The following is a 21,345-nucleotide window of genomic DNA, read 5'->3' on the forward strand; positions in this document are numbered from 1 at the left end:
GATGCGCCAGTTTCTTGAGGATCTCGCGATGAACACGAGCGTCTATCAAAGCCTTGCTGCTTCGCTAGGGACGGTCATCCAACACGGCACGCCTGGCTGTAACGCGATCACCGCGGAAGGTCGGCGACTGCTTCGGCGCGCTCAGGAGGCTAGCATCGTTCGTGCGGACGCCAGCTTCGATGACATAATCTGTGTGGTGAGCGCGATAGCCATCGCGGTTGAAAAGGACAGCGTTCCGATGCCGCGCATTGCTCACCTGGTGGACCTGCTCCTCAACGGCATGCGCGTGCGTTGACAAGTCCGGTTGCCTGCAGGGCCTAATATTCTCGTTTTCCGATCCTTTTCGGCAAAGCCGGCATCTGCCCAATGTCGGCTATCGCCACCCGCCGTCCCGAAAGCAGCTAGTCCGCTTTCCTGCCCATCCCGGCCGTTCTGCAATCGTCCAGTTGCGGACATCGGCTCGGGTATGGCACGAACGGCGAATGCTTCAGTTGCTCGCCTTTCTTTTGCAAGCTTCGTCGGCCCCACCCGTGCCATCACCGCCAGCCGACAGCCTTGCGGCAGCCATCCAGTTGTGGGCGGATCATCCACCGGCAGAATTTACTAAGCAGCAGGCGATCGAAAGCGCCGTGGCGGAAGCAACGAGGGAGGCGCTCTACACGATCGGCATGCGGCCGAGTCCAAGGCTGTCGGTGACCAAGATCTATCTGGGTGCATACGACCGATTAAGGCCGATAATCGCCCGCCGTGTGCCCGCGAACTCGAGCCAGTTGGACACTGCGGTTGCGGCATGTGCGATGGATGGGATCGCGCGCCGGCTGTCGACTGCTGAGATCGCGGACGTCCGGAAATCTCAGTCGACCGCAGCCGGGCAGAAATTCTGGGAGGCGGCAGGGCTCACCGATCGGCCGCTGGGAGGCTGCTACCAAGCTGCCCTCGATCTCAAGCCGGTAGCTGCCGACTATCGTGCCGCCGGCCTACGTCCGCCGACGCCGCCTAAGCCGCTCAAGCGGGGGACATCGATCGTCTACTGACAGATCGGGAACGACTGCTTTTCTTCCCAATCCAGGCATTCGATGTCGGCAAGCGCCATCCCGTCTCGATCCGTTTTCAGCGTCACCCCTTCCAGGTCTTACTTAACCCAAACAGGTACCGACGACCGGACCATACCTGTAGAACTGCCATTCCGCGTGCAATCCAAACAATCCTACGCCGCCCCCGTCACAACAGCACGTCGACGCTGTGGATCACCAGTCCGACCAGCCCACCGACGATCGTGCCGTTCACCCGGATATATTGCAGGTCTCGGCCAACCGCGTTCTCCAGGCGGCTGGTGATCGTGTCGGCATCCCAGCTGCGCACCGTTTCGGACACGAGCTTGACGATGCCGTCGCCATAGTCTGCCGCCGCGCCGACGGCTGCGCGGCGGACGAAGCGGTTGATCGTGCGCGACATGCGGGGGTCGTGCTGCAACGTCTCGCCGAGCTGGCGGAGGATGTCGCCGAGCTTGCCGGCCATCGCGCGCTCGGGGTCGCGGGCGATCGCGAGAAGGGCACCGCGCGCCTGTTCCCACAGCCCGTCGAGCCAGCGCTGCATCGCCGGGTTGTCGAGCAGGTCGTTCTTCATCGTCTCGACCCGCTCACGCATGCGGCGGTCGTATTGGAGATCCCAGGCGAGGCGATCGAGTCCCTCTTCCGCCTTCAGGCGCAGGGGGTGCTCGGGGTCCTCGGCCATCTCGGCGAGCAGCTTGTCGAAGCCGCTGATCAGCTTGTCCGCGACGGTCGTGTCGAGCCCGGTCCAGCGCAGGATCGAGCCGGCCTTGTCGTGGACCATCGCGCGGACGAGGTGGTCGTTCGCGGCCAGCGTCTTCGCCGCCCAGCGGATCGCGCTTTCGAGCAAAGGCGCGTGGCGGCGCTCGGCGATCGCGGCCTTCAGCAACTGGCCGAGGATCGGCGAGACTTCGGTGGCGCGCAGGCGTGCGCCGATCCCCGCCTTGACCATCCCGCCGAGCCGCGCCGGGTCGAGCCCTTCCAAGACCTGCGCGACCAGCTTCGACGCGCCCTGCCGAAAGCGGCCCCCTGCCCCTCGGGCGGATCGGTCAGCCAGCGCGCGATCGCCCCCGCCACGTCGAGCCGGCGGGTGCGGCGCGCGATGACGACGGGGATCAGGAAGTTGGCGCGGAGGAACTGCGCGAGCGTGTCGCCGATCCGGTCCTTGTTGCGCGGCACGATCGCGGTGTGGGGTATCGGCAGGCCGAGCGGGTGCCGGAACAACGCGGTGACCGCGAACCAGTCCGCTAGACCGCCGACCATCGCCGCCTCGGCAAACGCGCGGACGAACCCGAACGCCGGGTGGACGGGGACGAGCGCACGGCTGACGAAGAACGTCGCGGCCATGAACACTAGCAGACCGGTGGCGACGATCCGCATGCGGACGAGCGCCGGCGGGGGCTTCGCCGGCCGGGCGCATACGGGGTAAAAGCGTCATGCCCGTAACAATCCCCGGGCGCCCCGAATGTTCACGCCGCTGCGGCGGTTCGGGTGCCCGGGTGCAGAGGGGCGTGCCGGAGATGACTCACTCGGCGGGTTGCGTGCCGTCACCGTGATCGCGGCCATGCCCCAGCTTGCCGGTCGCGGGTCCGAGCAGCGGCCCCGGATTGGGCCCGGCGATCCCGATCACCTCGTCGCCATTGTCACCCGGGCGATAGGTGAGCAGGCGGCGACCGAGCCGCGGCCCGACATAGCGCTCGATCCCGACCGCGAGGCTGAACGCCGCGGGGATGATCAGCAGCGTCAGCAAGGTCGACAGCGCGAGGCCGCCGATCACGACCGTCCCCATCGGCGCGCGCGACGACGAATCGCCGCTGAGCGACAGCGCGGTCGGCACCATGCCCGCGACCATGGCGACCGTCGTCATCACGATCGGCTGCGCGCGCTTGTGCCCGGCATCGATGATCGCGGTGAACGCGTCGACACCCTTGCTCATCTCGTCGAGCGCGAAGTCGATCAGCAGGATCGAGTTCTTGGCGACGATGCCGAGCAGCATCAGCAGACCGATATACACCGGCAGCGACAGCGGCTGGCCGGTCGCCCACAGCGCCAGCAGCCCGCCGAGCGGCGCGAGCAGCAACGAGCCCATGTTGACGAACGGCGGCAGCACGCGGCGGTACAGCAGCACCAGCACCGCGAACACGAGGAAGGTGCCCGCGATCACCGCGGTGATGAAGTTGGTGATCATCTCGGCCTGCCACTTGCTCTGGCCGAGCGTGAGTTCGCTGACGCCGACCGGCAGATTCTTCATCGACGACAGCGCATGGACCTGCTTCATCGCGTCCGAGATCACCACGCCGGGCGCGAGATCAGCGCCGAGCGTGATCTGGCGCTGCTGGTTGACACGGTCGATCTTGGTCGGGCCCGAGCCTAGGCCGATATCCGCGACCAGGTTGAGCGGCACCGAGCCGCCCGACGCGGTCGACACGGGCAGGTTCTGGATCGTCGACAGACTGGTCCGCGCCGACTGGTCGAGCGCGACGCGGATCGGGATCTGGCGATCGGAGAGCGAAAAGCGCGCCGAGTTCTGGTCGATATCGCCGAGCGTCGCGATCCGGATCGCCGACGACAGCGCCTGAGTCGTGACGCCGAGATTGGCGGCGAGATCGAAGCGCGGGCGGATGACGATTTCCGGGCGCTGCATCCCGCCCGACACGCGCGGCGCGGTCAGCGATTTCAGCGAGCCCATCTCGGCGACGATCTTGTCCGCCGCCTGTTGCAGCTTGGCGGGGTCGCTGCCGCCGAGCACGACGGTCACGTCGCGACCGCTGCTGCCCCAGCCCGACTGCGAGCGGAACGACACGCGCGCATCGGGAATCGCGGTGAGCTGCGGCGCCATCCGGCGTTCGAACTCGACCGAGGTCTCCTTGCGATCGGCGCGAAGATTGGCGGTCACCGAACCGCTACCGACCCTGGTCCGCGCATAGACCGTCGTCACCTCGGGCTGTCGGCGGAGAATCTCGCTCACACGCGCAACCACCGCATCGGTCTGCGCGAGCGTGGTGCCCGGCACCATCTCGATCTGCGCGGACGAATCATCCTCGTCGCGGGTCGGCTGAAACTGCGAGGGGATGACGGTGAACATGAACAGCGTCAGCGCGAAGGCGAGCACGCCGGCACCGATCGCCCACATCCGGTGATCCATCACGCGGTTGAACATTTTTCGCATGCCACCGCGGGCGCGCCACGCCGCCGCCTTGTCGCTGTTGAGCGTCCAGTGGAGCGTGCGGACATACCAGTCCATGATCCGGCCCTCGCCGTGGCTGGCATGGCCGAACGATTTCAGGAAATACGCGGCGATCATCGGCGTCACGAGCCGCGCGACCGCGAGGCTCATCAGCACGGCTGCGACCACGGTCAGGCCGAAATTCTTGAAGAACTGCCCGGCGATACCCGGCATCAGCGCGACCGGCAGGAACACCGCGACGATCGCCATCGTCGTCGCGAGCACGGCGAGACCGATCTCGTCGGCGGCGTCGATCGACGCCTGATAGGCGGACTTGCCCATCCGCATGTGCCGGACGATGTTCTCGATCTCGACGATCGCGTCATCGACCAGCACACCCGCGACCAGGCTGAGCGCGAGCAACGTCATGCCGTTCAGGTCGAACCCGAGCAGGTCCATGAACCAGAAGGCCGGGATCGCCGATAGCGGGATCGCCAACGCCGAGATCGCGGTCGCGCGCCAGTCGCGCAGGAAGATGAAGACGACGATGACGGCGAGGATCGCGCCCTCGATCATCGCATGGATGGCGCTTTCATACTGCGCTTCGGTATAGTCGGTGCTGGTGTAGCGCTGGACGAACTTGACCGAAGGATTGCGCTTTTCGAGCGCGCGCAGCTTCTCGACCGCGGCGTGATAGACGGTGACGTCGGACGCGCCCTTGGCCCGCTGGAAATCGAAGGTGATCGCCTGGCGTCCATCGACGGTCGCGCGGCTGCGCTGCTCGGCATAGAGATCGCGGACCTGCGCGATGTCCGCCAGGCGCACGGTACGGCCATTGCCGACGTTGATCTGGGTCTGGCCGAGATCGGCCGCGTCGCGCGCATTGCCAAGCACGCGGATCGACTGTTCGGAGCCGGCGATCTCGGCACGACCACCCGCAGCATTCAGGTTCACCTGGCGCAACTGCAAATTGACCTGGCTGGCGGTCAGCCCCTGGCTCTGGAGCTTGAGCGGATCGAGGATGACGCGAGATCTCGCGACTGACGCCGCCGTTGCGGCTGATCGTCGCCATGCCGGGAATCGACAGCAGATCCTTGGTGACGGTGTCGTCGATGTACCAGGAGAGCTGCTCGACGGTCATGTCGCTGGTGATCGCCGCGAAGCTCGCGACGTCGTTGCCGCTGGTGTTCGCGCGGTACACCTGCGGCTCGAGGATCCCGTCGGGCAGGTCGCTGCGGATCTGCGCGATCGCGTCGCGCACGTCGTTGACCGCGCGGTCGATCGGCGTGCCGATGGTGAGCTGGATCACCGTTTCCGAATTGCCTTCGGTAACGGTCGAGTTGATTTCGTCGATGCCCTGAAGCGAGCGCACGGCCGCCTCGACGCGTTGCGTGACCTGCGTCTCCATCTCGGTCGGCGCGGCGCCCGGTTGGTTGACGACGACGACCGCGATCGGGAAATCGATGTCGGGATCGCGGTTGACGTCCATCCGCATGAAGCTGACGACGCCCGCAAGCATCAGGGCCAGGAAGAGCACGATCGGCGGAACCGGATTGCGGATCGACCAGGCCGAGATGTTGCGGAAGTTCATGGCTCTCAGCTCGCCTTCTTGGTGATCGGCTTGACCGCCTGCCCGGGGGCGAGGAAGCCGCCCGCGGACTGGACGACGCGCTCCGAGCCGTCGAGCCCGCCGACGATCGTCACGCCGGCATCGGAGACCTGACCGATCTTGACGTTGCGCCGGGCGACCTTGTTGTCCGATCCGACGATATAGACGTAATTGCCCTTCTCGTCGCTTTGCAGCGCGGAGTCGGGGAGCAGCGGCGCCTGCGTCACGCCGCCGACGATGGTCGCGGCGGCGAATCCGCCGGGGCGCAGGCCAGGATCATATTTGACCGCGATCCGCGCGATCCCCTGACGGGTCTGCGGATCGATCACCGGCGAGACCTGCCACACTTCGCCGGGATAGCCCTGCGTGGTGCCGACCGGCACGACCGTCGCGCGCGCCGACATGCAGCCCGGCCAGATCGGCTTCGCTCAACTGCGCGCGCATCTCCATTTGGCCGCCCATCGCCATGCGGAACAGGACACCCGCCGATGGTCCGACGATCTGGCCGGCCTCGACGCCGCGGGTCAGCACGAGCCCGGCCGCGGGGGCGCGGATATCGAGCCGGCCGTTGCGCGCACGCGCCTCGCCGAGCGTCGCCTGCGCCACCTTCACGCGCGCCGCCGCGGCATCGCGGGTCGCCGCCTTGCGCTGCAGATCGGCCTTCGAGATGAAGCCGCGGTCGACGAGCTGCTTGGCGCGATCGAGTTCGGCCTGCGCGATCGTCTCGTCCGAGCGCGCGACGCTGACCGAGGCGGCGAGCGACGCGGCGGTCTCGGTCTGGACCGAGCGATCGACCGTCGCCAGCACCTGCCCTGCGGCAACCCAGGTGCCGGGTTCGACCAGCACGCGCGTGATCATCCCGCCCTCGCCCGCGACGCCGACCGGCATCTCGCGTCGCGCCGCCAGCGTGCCCGTCGCGGAGATCGTCCGATCGACCGACTGGCGCCCCGGCACCACCACCGACACGGTCGGCAGCTGCGATCCGGGCGCTGCGGCCGCGGCGTCCTTCTTGCCGGACTTGAATGCATAGATCCCGGCGACGATCGCCAGCACCACGAGAACAGCGATGATGATGTTGCGACGGCGGTGCGAGGGAGCGCTATAATCCGGCAACGCCAGATGCTCTTCGCTCTCGTTACCGACCATCTTCGTCTCGTAATTCATGCGCGCCACAATCCCACTTTCGACCGGTCTTGCCTCGACCCGCACCATCGCTCATACGCTGTGTTATCTGAATAAGTCACCTTGCTCAAGTCTTTCGACGAGCGCCGGTCACAGACATGCTTCGATTTCGATCTATCCGCAATGCGCTTTGGCAGATTGGAAAGACGTTCAGCTTGCGTTGAACCGTTCCGGGCGACACGCAGACCGAGTTCCACGGGAGAGACCATCATGAAGACCGCATCGTTCCTGACCGCCCTGGCTGGCGTCGCCGCGATCCTGCCTGCCGCCGGCGCAATCGCCCAGACGGCGCCGACCACGGTCGAGCCGATGGTGCCCGCCGCCGGCACCGTGCTGGACGTGTCTGCCGAGGGGCGGACGACGCGCGTTCCCGATCTCGCGACGATTCGCGCGGGCGTCGTCTCGCAGTCGCCGACCGCCGCCGCCGCACTCACCGACAATGCGCAGCGGATGACGAAGGTGCTGGACGCGCTCAAGCGCGCCGGCGTGGCGCCGCGCGATATCGCGACCTCGTCGGTGCAGCTCTCGCCGCAATATCGCTATGCCGACAACCAGCCGCCGGTCATCACTGGCTACCAGGCGACCAACACCGTCTCGATCCGCTTTCGCGACGTCGCCAAGTCCGGCACGATCCTCGATGCGCTGGTGGCGCAGGGCGCGAACCAGATCGACGGGCCGAACCTGTCGATCGACAAGCCCGAAGCGGCGCTCGACGAAGCGCGGGCCGACGCGATCGCGCAGGCCAAGCGCCGTGCGGATCTCTACGCGAAGGCAGCCGGGTTGCGGGTGGCGCGGATCGTATCGATCGCCGAATCGGGGCAGGACACCGGTGGCTCGCCGCAACCGATGATGGCGATGATGCGTGGCGCTATGGCCAAGGACAGCACGCAGATCGCGCCCGGCGAAAAGGACGTGACGGTGACGCTGTCGGTGCGGTTCCTGCTGAACTGACCCTTCTACGATCCTCCCCCGCATCTTCGATCCTCCCCCGCAAGGGGGAGGTGGCGCCGAAGGTGACGGAGGGGGAGGACACGGAACGTAGGGTTCCCTTACCGCCCCCTCCGACTGGCAAGTGCCAGCCACTTCCCGCTGGCGGGGGAGGATCGAGAGGGCCATTCAGATCCAGCAAACAACTCACGCACGAAAAAGGGCCGCCCGGTTGCCCGGACGGCCCTTTTACTTCGCGTGACGATGCGAACTCTTAGCGGACGCTACCGCGACGCACGAGGTTCACGATCGCGAGTAGGACAACCGCACCCAGCAGCGAGACCAAGAACGAGGTCAGCGTCAGCGGTGCGTTGTTGATCGAACCACCCGACAGGACCAGGCCGCCGATGAAGGCGCCGACGATGCCGACGACGATGTTCAGGAAAATGCCCTGCTGCGCGTCGGTGCGCATGATCATGCTAGCGATCCAGCCGATGACGCCGCCGATGATCAGCCAAAGAATGAGACCCATGATATTTTCCCTCCGTTGAACCCGTATCCGGGCGATGGCGGAAAGACGAGCGAGCGGCGTTTTTTGTTCCGCCCGCGTTTTGAGTTTTAGCCCTCAATACTTTTGTTGGCGCTCGTACAACGACTTATAGTGCTGGATCCGCGTAACCCGGAGACCCGGCATGCCCGACCGGTCGATCGCGCGCTGCCAACTGGCGAACTCCTCGACCGTGAGACCATAACGGGCGCAGACATCGTCGACGCTGAGCAACCCGCCATTCACCGCCGCGACCACTTCGGCCTTGCGACGCACTACCCACCGCGTGGTGCTGGGCGGCGGCAGGGTATCCAGCGTCAGTTGCTCGCCCAATGGGCCAATGACCTTGCCGGGACGGATTTTCTGGTTCTCGATCATTTGAAACCTCTGATCGGGGCGGGGGCCCCTATCGATACGCACGCACGACACATAGTCGCAGGATTTGAAGATCGGCTGAAACGCCGCGGTAAACAGCATCTTCACTCGTCCTTCCACCGGGTTAAGGCCGCTGCCATCGGCCCGTTGAACGCACCGTGAAGCGGCGCGAACAGTTTTGGGTCGACCGTCGTTCGCGCGAAGCTGGCCTGCACCACCGCAGTCGGGCTCGCTGCCTGGCGGGCGGCGATCCCGACGATCAGGACCGCAAGGTCACCCGGAAGTACGGTGACCTCTGCGTCGCGATCGAAACGGGGAAAACTCAGGTCCAACGGGATACTCGCGCTTACTCTTGGGATGCCCGGTTTAGCGCGAGGGGTGAAGGGACCGTAAAACTCGACAAAAAAGTTCGTGGACTTGTTGCCTTTTTGCAATCGTCGGTCGCGTTTTTCCGTCAACTCGTCCTGATATACGTTAACCGCCGCATCTTTTTGCAACCGCACGCCGTCGCGCTTATGTGGTGACCATGGATCAGACCGATTTTCAGCTCGGGCCCCCTGCCGGTGCAGGCGCGGCCGGAAAGCGCATCGTCGTGGCGATGTCCGGCGGCGTCGACAGCTCGGTCGTCGCCGCGCTCGCGCATGCCACCGGCGCCGAGACGATCGGCGTGACGTTGCAGCTCTACGACCATGGTGAAGCGGTCGGCCGTGCGGGCTCGTGTTGCGCCGGTCGCGACATCCGCGACGCGCGCGCGGTGTGCGACCGACTCGGCATCGCGCATTACGTGTTCGATCACGAGACCAGTTTCCGCGAGCAGGTGGTCGACAAGTTCGCCGACGAATATCTCGCGGGCCGGACGCCGATTCCCTGCGTCCAGTGCAACATGGGGCCGAAATTCACCGACCTGCTCAAGCTCGCGCGCGATCTCGGTGCGGATTGCCTGGCGACCGGGCATTATGTCCGCCGAGTCGAGGGCACGCACGGCGCCGAACTGCACCGCGGGGCGGATCCGGCGCGCGACCAGAGCTATTTCCTGTTCGCGACCACGCAGAGCCAGCTCGACTATCTGCGCTTTCCGCTCGGCGGGCTGCCCAAGGCGCGGGTGCGCGAGATCGCGGCGGAACTCGGGCTCGGGGTTGCCGCCAAGCCGGACAGCCAGGACATCTGCTTCGTGCCCGATGGCGATTATGCGGGCCTGGTGAAGAAGCTGCGGCCCGAGGCGGCGGAGACGGCGGGAGATATCGTCGATCTCGGCGGGGCCAAGCTCGGCGAGCATCGCGGGCTGATCCACTTCACGGTGGGACAGCGTCGCGGGCTGGAGATCGGCGGCAGTCCCGAGCCGCTCTATGTCGTCCGCGTGGAGCCCGCCACGAAGCGAGTCGTCGTCGGCCCCCGTCGCGCTCTCGCGGTCGAGGCGGCGCGGATGACCGACATCAACTGGATCGGTGGCGACTTCACCGGACCGCTGACCGCCAAGGTCCGGTCGATGGCCAAGCCCGTCCCTGCCCGCCTGGTCGGCGACCGCGTGGTGTTCGACGCCTCCGAATACGGCGTCGCGCCCGGGCAGGCGGCGGTGCTGTATGCGGGCGAGCGCGTGCTCGGCGGGGGCTGGATCGCGGACACCGAGGCGGCACTCGTGGCCGCCTGACGCGTTGAGGGCGGCATGGATATCGAAACCTTGCGCCGCCAGATGGAAGCCGCCGCCGCCGCAATGGACTTCGAAACCGCGGGTAAGTTGCGCGATCAGATCAGCGTGTTGCGCGGCGGTGGCGAAAGTACCGACACATCCGGCCTTACCCGCCAGCAGCCCGGCGCGATGGGGCTCGGCACAAGCCAGCAACGCATGACACCGCCGCCGGGCTGGGTGAAACCGAAAAGCCCGATCCGATGACCAAGGGGCGGAAGCGGTAGACGGTGCCCGTGCCGCCAGCCGCTTGCCGAGCCCCTCTCCGACCGTCATCCCAGCGAAAGCTGGGATATCAGCATGGATCTCCCGTCATCTGCCACGCATGAGACCCCAGCTTTCGCTGGGGTGACGAATAAGGGCGGGTGACGGATGCGCCAAACCTCAAGGCAGCAAAAAGGTACCCTCGATAGTCGTCACGCACGCCCCACCGAGCACAACCCGGTCGCCCGCCAACCGGCACGTCAGCTTCCCGCCCCGAGCACTCGCCTGATACGCCGTAAAGCTGTCCCCCAGCATCGGCGCCCAATACGGCACCATCACCGCGTGCGCCGAACCCGTCACCGGATCTTCGTTGATGGCATAGTACGGCGTAAACACGCGGCTCACGATGCCGGTCGCCTCCCCCGCGCAGCGACGATCGCGACGATCGGGAACTTGGCCAGCGCAGCAAAGTCTGGCTTCAGATCGCGCACCACGGCCTCGTTCTCGACGATCACGAGCGCATAACCCTTCTCGTGAAACAAGGTCTCGACGGGCGACTCGATGTTCAGCGCCGCGACGATCTCAGGGATGGCCTTCGGACTCGGTCCCCATGCCGGCAACTCCAGCGTATACCCGCTATCCGCCCGCGCGACCTCCAACATCCCCGCCTGCCGCGTCCGGAACCGCACCCGGTCGAGCGCGGTATCCGACGACAGCACGAAATGCCCGCTCGCCAGCGTCGCATGGCCGCACAGCGCGACCTCGGCGCCCGGCGTGAACCAGCGCAGATCGAAATCCACGCCCTCGTCGTCCGACGCAACGATGAACGCCGTCTCGCTCAGGTTGTTCTCCTGCGCGATGTTCAGCAGCACGGCGTCGTCGAGCCATGCCGACAGCGGCATCACCGCCGCCTGGTTGCCGCCGAACGGCGTGTCGGAAAACGCATCGATCTGCGCGAACGGTATTCTCATGCCTGAATCCTCAAACGCGGTTGCCGAATCTCGAGCGGACTATACCCGCTTACCAAACCAATGCGGCGTCACGTCCGCCTCGACCAGCGGATTGTCGGTGTCGACATGCCCCTCGGGATCGAGATGGATCAACACCTCGACCTTGGGGAACGCGGTGCGTAAATTGCGCTCGACCGCCTCGACGATGTCGTGCGCGTGTTCCACGGTCAGGTCGCGCGCGACCTCCATGTGAAACTGCGCGAAGTCGTGGCTCCCCGAGCGCCGCGTGCGGAAATCGTGGATTCCCCGGATGCCAGGCTGGCGCGCGGCGACGTCGAGGAACTGCGCGCGGAAATCCTCGGGCCATTCCTTGTCCATCAGCTGGTCGATCGCGTTCGACGACGCCTGGAACGCGCCCCAGGCGAGCCACAGCGCGATGACGATGCCGAAGATCGGATCCGCCCCGCTCCACCCGACATATTGATCGAGCACCAGCGCGACGATCACCGAGCCGTTGAGCAGCACGTCCGACTGGTAGTGGACGTTGTCCGCCAGGATCGCGACCGAGCCCGTCTGGCGGATGATGCGACGCTGATAGGAGAGCAGGAACACCGTGGCCACGATCGCGATCACCGACACGCCGATACCGAAATCGGCGCCGGTGGTCGGCTGCGGATCGCCGAACGCCAGAATCGCGCGCCACGCGATGCCGACCGCCGAGGCGGTGATCAGCATGACCTGGAACAGCGCGGCGAGCGCCTCAGCCTTGCCGTGGCCAAAGCGGTGGTCGTGATCCGCCGGCGTCGCCGCGAGCCGCACGCCGTACAGAGTCACCAGCGACGCGAGCAGGTCGAGCGCGGTATCGGCGAGCGACCCGAGCATCGCCACCGAGCCCGTCGACCACGCCGCAAAGCCCTTCAGCAACAGCAGGAAACACGCCATCGCGACGCTGGCGAGCGCCGCGCGGGTTGCGAGGGGTATGACCCTGCGCCGTTCGTCCTGCGTCATGGGAACAGCAGTCCTTCGCTCCAATTGCCGTCTTCGCGAACGAACAACCGACGTTCGTGGAGCCGGTGCGCGCGGTCCTGCCAGAACTCGATGCGCGTCGGCGTCACGCGGTAGCCGCCCCAATGCGGTGGTCGCGGTACGTCCTGGCCCTCGAACTTCGCGGTCATCTCTGCGACGCGCTGCTCGAAGGTGTCGCGACTGTCGAGCGGCCGGGACTGCGCCGACGCCCAGGCGCCAAGCTGCGAATCACGGCCGCGTGAGGCGAAATAGGCGTCCGACTCTTCGTCCGTCGCCCATGATACCGGCCCCTCGATCCGGATCTGCCGGCGCAGCGACTTCCAGTGGAACAGCAGCGCACCCTGCGGATTGGCGGCCATCTCGCCCGCCTTGCGGCTTTCGCGGTTGGTGTAGATCACGAAACCGTCGGGCCCATGACCCTTTAGCAGCACCATGCGCACCGACGGTCGCCCCTCCGCGTCGGCAGTCGCGAGCGCGACCGCGTTCGGGTCGTTCGGCTCGGACTGCTTGGCCTCGGCGTACCAGCTATCGAACAGCGTAAAGGGATCGTCTGACATGCCGCGCGCCTTAGCGGGATTTGGCGCGGAACGAAACTTGGGAACGACTCTACCGTGCCGATGATTGACCCAGGTAATCGAATCGTTTCCGCAACGAAGGGACGCCAAGTGGCAGCACGCGCATATTGGCAGGGGCAGATCCGGCTGGCCCTCGTCTCGATCCCGGTCGAGATCTACTCCGCGACGAAATCCGGCGCGGCGGTGTCGTTCAAGCAGATCCACGAGCCGTCGGGCCAGCCGATCCATTACGACAAGGTCGTCACCGGCGTCGGCCCGGTCGATGCCGACGAGATCATGAAGGGGTACGAGGTCTCGAAGGGCGAATACGTCCTGTTGGAGCAGGACGAGATCGATGCGGTGAAGCTCGAGTCGAAGAAGACGCTGGAGCTGACTCAGTTCGTCGACGCGAGCGAGATCGACGTGCTCTATTACGAGAAGCCGTATTTCGTCGTGCCCGCGGATGACCTCGCGGAGGAGGCGTTCATCGTACTGCGCGAGGCGTTGAAGCGGACGAAGAAGGTCGGGCTTGGGCAGTTGGCAATGCGAGGCCGCGAATATGTCGTCAGCCTGAAGCCGTGCGGGCGCGGCATGGTGCTGGAGACGCTCCGCTACGCCGACGAAGTGCACAAGGCGCAGGGCTATTTCCGCGAGATCCCCGACGACAAGCCGTCCGAGGAACTGTTGGAGCTCGCCGAGGCGCTGATCGAGAAGCGCAGCGCCGACTTCCACCCGCAGGAGTTCCACGATCGCTATGTCGATGCGCTGAAGGATCTGATCGAACGCAAGCGCAAGGCGAACGGGAAGAAGATCATCGAGGACAAGGACACCGGCGGGAAGACCGGCTCGAACGTGGTCGATTTGATGGCGGCGTTGAAGAAGTCGATGGAGAAGAGCGGGGGAGTGCGGCGGCGGAGAAGGCACCAGCGAAGAAAGCCCCCGCCAAGCGCGCGCCGGCGAAAACGGCTGCCAAAGCTCCTGCAAAAAACGTGCATAGCGCCCTTGCTCCCCTCACCGTCATTCCAGCGAAAGCTGGAATATCCCGGTTGGCGAGGTCGCCCTTGCCGCACCAGATCCCAGCTTTCGCTGGGATGACGTATATTTGGGCCCCCTCCCCGTCATCCCAGCAAAAGCTGGGATCTCCCCGTTGCAGACCTTCCCCCTGCTGCACGAGGTCCCGGCTTTCGCCGGGATGACGAAGATGGGACGCTGCTGATGGCCACGCCCCCAGATCCCCTCGCCCTCTACAATTCAAAGCGGAACTTCACCAAGACCGCCGAACCCGCGGGTACGCTGGCCCCCGGCAACGGCAACAGCTTCATGGTCCAGAAGCACGACGCCACCCGCCTCCACTGGGATTTCCGCCTCGAAATCGACGGCGTCCTCAAAAGCTGGGCAGTCACCCGCGGCCCCAGCCTCGACCCCAACGAAAAGCGCCTCGCCGTCCGCACCGAGGATCACCCGCTCAGCTACGCCACGTTCGAAGGCACCATCCCCGCGGCCGAATATGGCGGCGGCACGGTGATGCTGTGGGATCGCGGCACATGGTCGCCGATCAAGGGCAAGTCGGCCAAGGACCTCGACAAGGGCCACCTCCACTTCGTCCTCGATGGCGAACGGATGAAGGGCGAATGGCTGCTCATCCGCCTGAAGCCCCGCGCGAAGGAGAAGCGCGAGAACTGGTTGCTCCGGAAGATCGACGATGCGGCAGCCGGCGGCACGGACACGCTGGTAGAAGAAGCGCTGACCAGCGTCTCGACCGGCCGCACGATGATCGAGATCGAAGAGGATAAAAGCCGGCACGCCCCCAGCCCGTCATCCCAGCGAAAGCTGGGATCTCAAGCGGCAAACACGGGACAGGAGCCACGGGAGACCCCAGCTTCCGCTGGGATGACGAAGCGCGGGCGGGGCGCAAGCGCCAAGCTTCCCGAGTTTCAAGACCTCCAGCTCTGCACCCTCGTCGACGCCGTACCCACCGGCTCGGCCTGGCTCCACGAGGTAAAATACGACGGCTACCGGGCGCTAATTTCCGTCGCCAACGGCAAGGCCAAGGTCTTCACCCGCACCGGCCTCGACTGGACCGAAAAGTTCGCCGCAATCGCCGCCGCCGCCGCCAAGCTCCCGGTAAAATCCGCGCTGATCGACGGCGAGATCGTCGCGTTCAAGGACGGCCACCCCGATTTCTCGACGCTGAAGGACGCGATCTCCACTAGCGGCGACATGACATTGTTCGCGTTCGACCTGCTCGAACTCGACGGCAAAGACCTGACCGGCCTCTCCAACCTCGACCGTAAGGCACGGCTGCAACCGCTGATCCCGGAAGACGAAGACCGCCTCCGCTATTCCGATCACGTCATCGGCGCGGGCGAGCAATTGTTCGAGACGATGTGCCGCGAAGGCCTCGAAGGCATCGTCTCGAAACGCGCCGACGCGCCCTATGCCGGCAAGCGGACCAAGGCGTGGCTCAAGGTCAAATGCACGCACCGCCAAGAATTCGTGATCGTCGGCTGGCTCCCATCCAACAAGAAGCGCGGGTTCAAGTCGCTGCTGCTCGGCGTCCGCGAGGGCAAGGGCTTCAGGTATGCCGGAAAGGTCGGCACCGGGTTCGACCAAGCGCTGATGGACGAAATCCGCGAAAAACTCGACGCACTCGATCGCAAGACGCCGACGGTCGAGGCGCCCAAGGCCGCGGTCCGCGGCGCGAAATGGGTGACGCCGAAACTGGTCGCAGAGGTCGCCTTCGCGGAGGTCACCCCCGACGGCGTGCTCCGCCATTCGAGCTTCATCGGCCTGCGCGAGGACAAGGCGGCCAAGGACGTGGTGGCCGAAACCCCCGCCCCGCTGCCGGACGTGGCCGAGAGTGCCGCACCGGAAACCAGCATAAAGGTCAGCAGCCGCGACCGCGTGATTTTCGACAAGTCGGACGTCACCAAGGGCGATCTCGCCGACTATTACGTCGCGGTGTCGGGGATCATGCTGCCGGTCGCGGGCAACCGCCCGATCAGCCTCGTCCGCTGCCCCCAGGGCCGGTCGCGCGCGTGCTTCTTTCAGAAACACGACGCGGGGAGCTTCGGCGACGCGGTGCACAAGGTGCCGATCCGCGAGAAGGACGGCTCGACCGAGGACTATCTGTATGTCGACGATGCGGACGGCCTGGTTGCGTGCGTGCAGATGGGGACGATCGAGTTCCACGGCTGGGGGTCGTCGAACGCGACCTTGGAGAAGCCCGACCGCCTGGTGTTCGATCTCGATCCCGACGAGGGGCTCGACTTCGGCGACACGAAGAAGGCTGCCGAGCATCTCAAGAACCAGCTGGCGGAACTGGGGCTGGTCAGCTTCCCGATGCTGTCGGGGGGCAAGGGCGTGCATGTCGTCGTGCCGCTGACCCCGGAGGCGGAATGGCCGGCGGTGAAGGACTTTGCAGATCGGTTTGCGCGAGCGATGGCGGGCGCCGATCCCGACCGCTTCGTCGCGACGATGGCCAAGGCGAAACGCAAGGGGCGGATCTTCATCGATTGGCTGCGGAACCAGCGCGGCGCTACGGCAGTGATGCCGTATTCGGCGCGGGCGAGAGCGGGCGCGCCGGTGGCGGCACCGGTATCTTGGAGCGAGCTGCGCGATATCGAAACGGCCGCGCGCTGGGGCGTGAAGGATGGGGCGGAGTTGATCGAGCGGGCCGGGTCGCGGGCGCTTGAGGGCTGGGGTGTGGCGGATCAGGTGCTGCCGGATTTGTGAGCGGCTCCCTCCACCAGCAGCACCCCGGCGCAGGCCGGGCCTAATTGGCGAACGCTGCCTTCGGAGGGCAGCGCTCCATTGCGACCACCTTTCCAACTAGGCCCCGGCCTTCGCCGGGGTGCCGGTCGCGTCGGGTGTCTTTCACTTCTACTCTACCCGGCCCTGCCCTGCCCGGCCCTGCCCTGCCCTGCCCTGCCCTGCCGCGCCCCCTCCCCACCCGTCATCCCAGCGAAAGCTGGGATATTCATGGGGCGAGCGTCGCGTCCGCCAAGCGAAATATCCCAGCTTTCGCTGGGATGACGGATGGGTGGGAGTGAATGAAGAGCAACGGGTGGGATGGCTGCGACCGTCTGACCGAGACAGCCGGTGAGACAGGTACGCGCACCCGATTCCACGCTTTTATGTTGCACCGCCGCGTCGAAAGGTGAAACACCGCCGCCTGTATTCGGGGGCTTGAGGCATTGGACACGGCGGACACGGCGACGCAAACCGCGCCCCTTTTCGACGCAATGATCCACGCCGGGCGCTGGATCGCCGACTATTGCGCGCGCAGCACCAGTGCCGACGTGCTCTGCGAAGACGCCGACCCCGCCTGGGCCGTGATGTTCGCCGAGCTCGCGACAGTCGCCTCCGACGACCTCGGCCACATCCGCGAACGCGTCCAGCGGCATGCGGTCGATATCGGCACCGGCTTCCGCATCGCCGACGAACCCGACGAGCGCCCCTGGCCCGTCTCGCCCGTCCCGCTCTTGATCGAAGCCGGTGAATGGGCGGGGATCGAGCGCGGCGTGATCCAGCGTGCGACGCTGATGGAGACGGTGATCGCCGACCTCTACGGCGAGGGAAAGCTGGTCGACGACGGCCACATCCCTGCCGCGCTCGTCACCGGCAGCCCGTTCTTCCTGCGGCCGATGGTCGGGCTCGACCCACCCGGCGGCCGCCACCTCGATTTCATCGCGATCGACCTCGGCCGCGGACCGACCGGCGAATGGCGCGTTCTCGCCGATCACCTGCGCGCACCCGCCGGCGCCGGCTATGCGCTGGAGAACCGCATTGCGGTCAGCCGTACGCTCGGCGGGTTGCAGGATAGGCTCAACGTTCAGCGCCACGCGCCGTTCTTCGCCGCCTTCCGCGCCGGGATCGCGGCGATGTGCAAGCGGACCGACCCGCGGATCGGCCTGCTCACGCCGGGCCGGTTCAACCCGAGCTATCCGGAGCAAGCGCATCTCGCGCGCTATCTCGGGCTGTTGCTGGTCGAGGGCGCCGATCTCGCCGCGCTCGAGGACAAGGTCTATGTCCGCACGATCGGTGGCCTCAAGCGGATCGATGCGCTGTGGCGGCGGCTCGACCCGCGGCTGCTCGATCCGCTGGCGTTCGACACGCACTCGCAGATCGGGGTGCCCGGGCTGATCGACGCGTACGCGGCCGGCAACGTCGTGCTGTCGAACGCGCCGGGCTCGGCGGTGCTGGAGGCGCCGGCGTTCTCGGCCTTCCTGCCGCAGCTCGCGAAGTCGTTGCTCGGGGAAGACCTGCTGCTCCCCAACATCGCGACGTGGTGGTGCGGGCAGGACGGCGCGCGCGCAGGTCGAGGCGAATTTCGATCGCCTGCTGATCGGTCCGGCGTTCCACTCGCGGCCTCTCGGCATGACCGGCGGCCCGCTCACGGGCGCCGACATCACCGGCGCGGACCGGACGCGTCTGCTCGCGGACATGGCGCGCAGGCCGCAGGATTATGTCGGGCAGGAACTGGTCCAGCTCTCGACGATGCCGGTCGTGGTCGGCGATGCGCTCGTCCCCCGCCCCTTCACCCTGCGCGTGTTCGCGGCGCGTAACGGCGACGGCGAATGGACCGTCCTCCCCGGCGGATTCGCGCGGATCGGCGAGCATCCCGACGCGCGGGCGGCGGTGATGGGCGAAGGGATCTGGTCCGCCGATGTCTGCATCTATGGTGCCGAGCCGGTCGCGCCCGTATCGCTGCTGACCGCCGCGGACTCGCTTCAGGTGCGGCGCAATCCCGGGACGTTGCCGAGCCGGGTGGCGGACAATTTCTACTGGCTCGGGCGCTATCTGGAGCGGGGCGAGGCTCTGCTCGGCGCGATCCGGGTGATGCTGGGCAATTCGATCGACGTCGACGGGGGCGGTGTTGTCCCCCACCACGGTCGGCAAGCTGGTGGGGCTGATCGTCGGCGCGGGCAGCGCGCCGCTCCCGCCGTCGCTGCGCCGTGCAGACCTGACCGCGCTCGCCCGTACCGCGATGGAGGACGAACGCTGGCAGTCGATCCTGACGCTCAACCGGCATGCGCGCGAGATCGGCGAAGGCTCGCGTGATCGGTTGTCAGCGGACATGGTGCGGCTGCTCGAGGCCCCCTTCCCGACGCATCGCGGGATGCTGGAGCGGGCAGGCTCGCTGCAACGGCGCTATGCGGCGATCGCGGGGTTGTCAGCAGAGCATATGGGGCGGACGGCGGCATGGCGGTTTCACGATCTCGGGCGGCGGATCGAGCGGGCGATGGCGATGGCGCGCGCGATCCGGCTGTTCGGGATGCCGGGGGCGTCGCCGGACGATCTGTCTGTGCTGCTCGACCTTGCCGACAGCCAGATCAGTTATCGCCAGCGCTATCCGACCGGGATCGCGCGCGTGCCGGTGATGGATCTGGTGGCGCTCGATCCGGGCAATCCACGGTCGTTGGCGTTTTCGGCGGAGCGGATTGCGGCGCGGTTGGCGGAACTGCCGGTGCTGAGCGACGACGAGATGGCGGAGCCGCAACAGGCGCAAGCGACCGGGTTGCTGGCGATCGTCATGACCGCGACGGCGGCTGAGCTGAATGCGGAGACGCTAGGGGATATCGAGCGGCGTCTCGGCGCGGTGTCGGATGCGCTGGCGCGGCGGTATTTCCTGCAGGGTGCCGAGCCGTTGCGGACTAGTGGGCTGACGTTGGCGTGAGGGTAGATCTGCAAATCCTCCCCGGTACGGGGAGGGGGACCATGCAGCGCATGGTGGAGGGGCTCTCCACCAGCGTATCCCTCGTGGCGCCCCCTCCACCACCAGCAAGCGGCTGGCGGTCCCCCTCCCCGTGCCAGGGAGGATTTTCATGATCTACGACATTCGCCACGTCACGACGTTCGATTACGGCGCGAGCGTCAAGTTCGCGCGGTGCAATCTGCGGTTGAAGCCGATCGACTGGCCGGGGCAGCATCTGGACTCCTACACGCTGTCGGTGCATCCGGCGGGCCGCACCAGCGCCGCGAGAGCCGAGGCGGGGCTCGCCAACGTCACGCGGCTGGTGGTCGACAGCCCGGTGCGGCACCTGACGATCGAGAGCCGGTCGCGGATGACGGTAGATCGGCTCGTGCCGGTGCCCGACGCCAGCGATCCGACTCTCGCAGAGATCGCGGCGATGGCGCGGACCAGCACCGATCTGTCTGCGGCGAGCCCGGCGAATTATATCTACCCCTCGCCGCTGATCCCTCTCGACCAGGCGATCGCGGACTATTGCGCACCCGATCTCGATCCTTCGCGCGGCGCACTGGAGGCCGGCATCGCGCTAGCGCGGCGAATCCAGCAGGAGTTCGAGTTCGACGCCGACGCGACGCTGGTCGATACCCCGCCGCACGAAGCGTTCCTGCAACGCAAGGGCGTGTGCCAAGATTTCGCACAGATCATGATCACGGGTTTGCGGGCGGCGGGCCTCCCGCGGCGTATGCCTCGGGCTACATCCGCACGATCCCGCCCGAGGGCCAGCCGCGGCTGGTCGGCGCGGATGCGACGCATGCGTGGGTGCTGCTGTGGTGCGGGCCGGTGCGTGGCTGGGTCGGGGTCGATCCGACCAACGGAATCTGGATGGCGAGCGATCACATCGTGATGGCGGTCGGGCGGGATTATGCGGAGATCGCGCCGGTCGACGGCGTGGTGCTCGGGTCGGGCGCGCAGAACATGGACGTCAGCGTCGATGTTGCGCCGTTGGAGTCCGCATAAGAGCGATGCGATCCTCCCCTGCAAGGGGAGGTGGCTGGCGCTTGCCAGACGGAGGGGTGACACCGTCTCGATGGCGGGTCACCCCTCCGTCAGCCCAAGCGGGCTGCCACCTCCCCTCATAGGGGAGGATGAAGGCGTTACTTCTCGTCGTGCGGGTTCGGATACGAGCCGCCGCCGCTTTCGCCGCTCTTGTCCTTGGCCGGCGCGTTGTTGACTCCGTCCTTCTCCTTCGCGCCATCGTCGTTCTTCGGCACGCCCTGCATCGGTTGCTTGTCGGTCATGATCGTTCCTCTCGTTCAACCAAACACCCCGCGCGCAATTGCGTTGCGCGGGCGATCCCCCCACATAGACGCGCAAGGTA

The 21,345-nt window shown here is 66.5% G+C and carries 11 protein-coding genes and 8 pseudogenes; 9 read left to right on the forward strand and 10 right to left on the reverse strand.

All coding sequences use genetic code 11. The annotated features are described in order from the left end of the window. Nucleotide 1: 1 nt before the first annotated feature. Nucleotides 2-295, forward strand: coding sequence for an SbtR family transcriptional regulator (locus QP181_RS12305; RefSeq protein WP_333928687.1), 294 nt, complete (start codon nucleotides 2-4; stop codon nucleotides 293-295). 187 nt (nucleotides 296-482) lie between these two features. Further along, nucleotides 483-1,034 carry a hypothetical protein gene (locus QP181_RS12310; protein ID WP_333928688.1) on the forward strand — a complete coding sequence of 184 codons (552 nt, stop codon included), beginning with the start codon at nucleotides 483-485 and terminating at the stop codon, nucleotides 1,032-1,034. Between the two features lie 187 nt (nucleotides 1,035-1,221). Here the strand turns inward: QP181_RS12310 and QP181_RS12315 are convergent. The 3 pseudogenes from QP181_RS12315 to QP181_RS12325 all read right to left on the reverse strand — a co-directional run bounded on the left by QP181_RS12315 (nucleotide 1,222) and on the right by QP181_RS12325 (nucleotide 6,988). Next, a pseudogene (locus QP181_RS12315) lies at nucleotides 1,222-2,429 on the reverse strand (DUF445 domain-containing protein). Nucleotides 2,430-2,574: 145 nt separating this feature from the next. Further along, a pseudogene (locus QP181_RS12320) lies at nucleotides 2,575-5,806 on the reverse strand (efflux RND transporter permease subunit). Nucleotides 5,807-5,811: 5 nt separating this feature from the next. Beyond that, a pseudogene (locus tag QP181_RS12325) lies at nucleotides 5,812-6,988 on the reverse strand (efflux RND transporter periplasmic adaptor subunit). Nucleotides 6,989-7,216: 228 nt separating this feature from the next. Between QP181_RS12325 and QP181_RS12330 the strand changes: the two are divergent. Continuing rightward, nucleotides 7,217-7,957, forward strand: coding sequence for an SIMPL domain-containing protein (locus QP181_RS12330; RefSeq protein WP_132736420.1), 741 nt, complete (start codon nucleotides 7,217-7,219; stop codon nucleotides 7,955-7,957). Nucleotides 7,958-8,207: 250 nt separating this feature from the next. Here the strand turns inward: QP181_RS12330 and QP181_RS12335 are convergent, their stop codons facing one another. The 3 genes from QP181_RS12335 to QP181_RS12345 form a co-directional block, all read right to left on the reverse strand. Next, entirely contained in the window at nucleotides 8,208-8,465 is a 258-nt protein-coding gene (locus QP181_RS12335) for a GlsB/YeaQ/YmgE family stress response membrane protein (protein ID WP_055881539.1), read from the reverse strand. A 93-nt stretch (nucleotides 8,466-8,558) separates the two neighbouring features. Continuing rightward, complete coding sequence (sciP, locus tag QP181_RS12340; RefSeq protein ID WP_056412261.1) at nucleotides 8,559-8,858, reverse strand: CtrA inhibitor SciP; 300 nt, start codon at nucleotides 8,856-8,858, stop codon at nucleotides 8,559-8,561. Nucleotides 8,859-8,959: 101 nt separating this feature from the next. Further along, nucleotides 8,960-9,358, reverse strand: a complete 399-nt coding sequence (locus QP181_RS12345) for a hypothetical protein (RefSeq protein WP_333928689.1) — start codon at nucleotides 9,356-9,358, stop codon at nucleotides 8,960-8,962. A gap of 23 nt (nucleotides 9,359-9,381) precedes the next feature. Between QP181_RS12345 and mnmA the strand changes: the two genes are divergently transcribed. Both mnmA and QP181_RS12355 read left to right on the forward strand, forming a co-directional pair. Next, the gene (mnmA, locus tag QP181_RS12350; RefSeq protein WP_333928690.1) at nucleotides 9,382-10,503 is read left to right on the forward strand and encodes a tRNA 2-thiouridine(34) synthase MnmA; all 1,122 of its coding nucleotides are present in this window, start codon (nucleotides 9,382-9,384) and stop codon (nucleotides 10,501-10,503) included. Nucleotides 10,504-10,545: 42 nt separating this feature from the next. After that, nucleotides 10,546-10,766 (forward strand): annotated as a pseudogene (locus QP181_RS12355) (UvrB/UvrC motif-containing protein). 157 nt (nucleotides 10,767-10,923) lie between these two features. Here QP181_RS12355 and QP181_RS12360 read toward each other — a convergent pair. The 3 genes and pseudogenes from QP181_RS12360 to pdxH form a co-directional block, all read right to left on the reverse strand. Further along, nucleotides 10,924-11,714, reverse strand: a pseudogene (locus QP181_RS12360) (PhzF family protein). Between the two features lie 39 nt (nucleotides 11,715-11,753). Then, entirely contained in the window at nucleotides 11,754-12,701 is a 948-nt protein-coding gene (locus QP181_RS12365) for a cation diffusion facilitator family transporter (protein ID WP_333928691.1), read from the reverse strand. After that, nucleotides 12,698-13,276, reverse strand: coding sequence for a pyridoxamine 5'-phosphate oxidase (gene pdxH, locus QP181_RS12370; RefSeq protein WP_333928692.1), 579 nt, complete (start codon nucleotides 13,274-13,276; stop codon nucleotides 12,698-12,700). Before pdxH ends, QP181_RS12365 begins: the two co-directional genes overlap by 4 nt. 108 nt (nucleotides 13,277-13,384) lie before the next feature. Here pdxH and ku point away from each other — a divergent pair. The 4 genes and pseudogenes from ku to QP181_RS12390 all read left to right on the forward strand — a co-directional run. Then, a pseudogene (ku, locus tag QP181_RS12375) lies at nucleotides 13,385-14,250 on the forward strand (non-homologous end joining protein Ku); the annotation flags it as partial. Between the two features lie 238 nt (nucleotides 14,251-14,488). Continuing rightward, entirely contained in the window at nucleotides 14,489-17,008 is a 2,520-nt protein-coding gene (gene ligD, locus QP181_RS12380; RefSeq protein WP_333928693.1) for a DNA ligase D, read from the forward strand. Nucleotides 17,009-17,517: 509 nt separating this feature from the next. Continuing rightward, nucleotides 17,518-19,952: pseudogene (locus tag QP181_RS12385) on the forward strand (circularly permuted type 2 ATP-grasp protein). 148 nt (nucleotides 19,953-20,100) lie between these two features. Then, nucleotides 20,101-20,984: pseudogene (locus tag QP181_RS12390) on the forward strand (transglutaminase family protein). A 137-nt stretch (nucleotides 20,985-21,121) separates the two neighbouring features. Here QP181_RS12390 and QP181_RS12395 read toward each other — a convergent pair. Beyond that, nucleotides 21,122-21,265 (reverse strand): hypothetical protein, encoded by a 144-nt coding sequence (locus tag QP181_RS12395; protein WP_165886470.1) that lies wholly within the window; start codon nucleotides 21,263-21,265, stop codon nucleotides 21,122-21,124. Between the last annotated feature and the right edge of the window lie 80 nt (nucleotides 21,266-21,345).

The sequence above is a fragment of the Sphingomonas sp. LR55 genome, assembly GCF_036856015.1.
In the GTDB taxonomy this organism is placed as follows: domain Bacteria; phylum Pseudomonadota; class Alphaproteobacteria; order Sphingomonadales; family Sphingomonadaceae; genus Sphingomonas.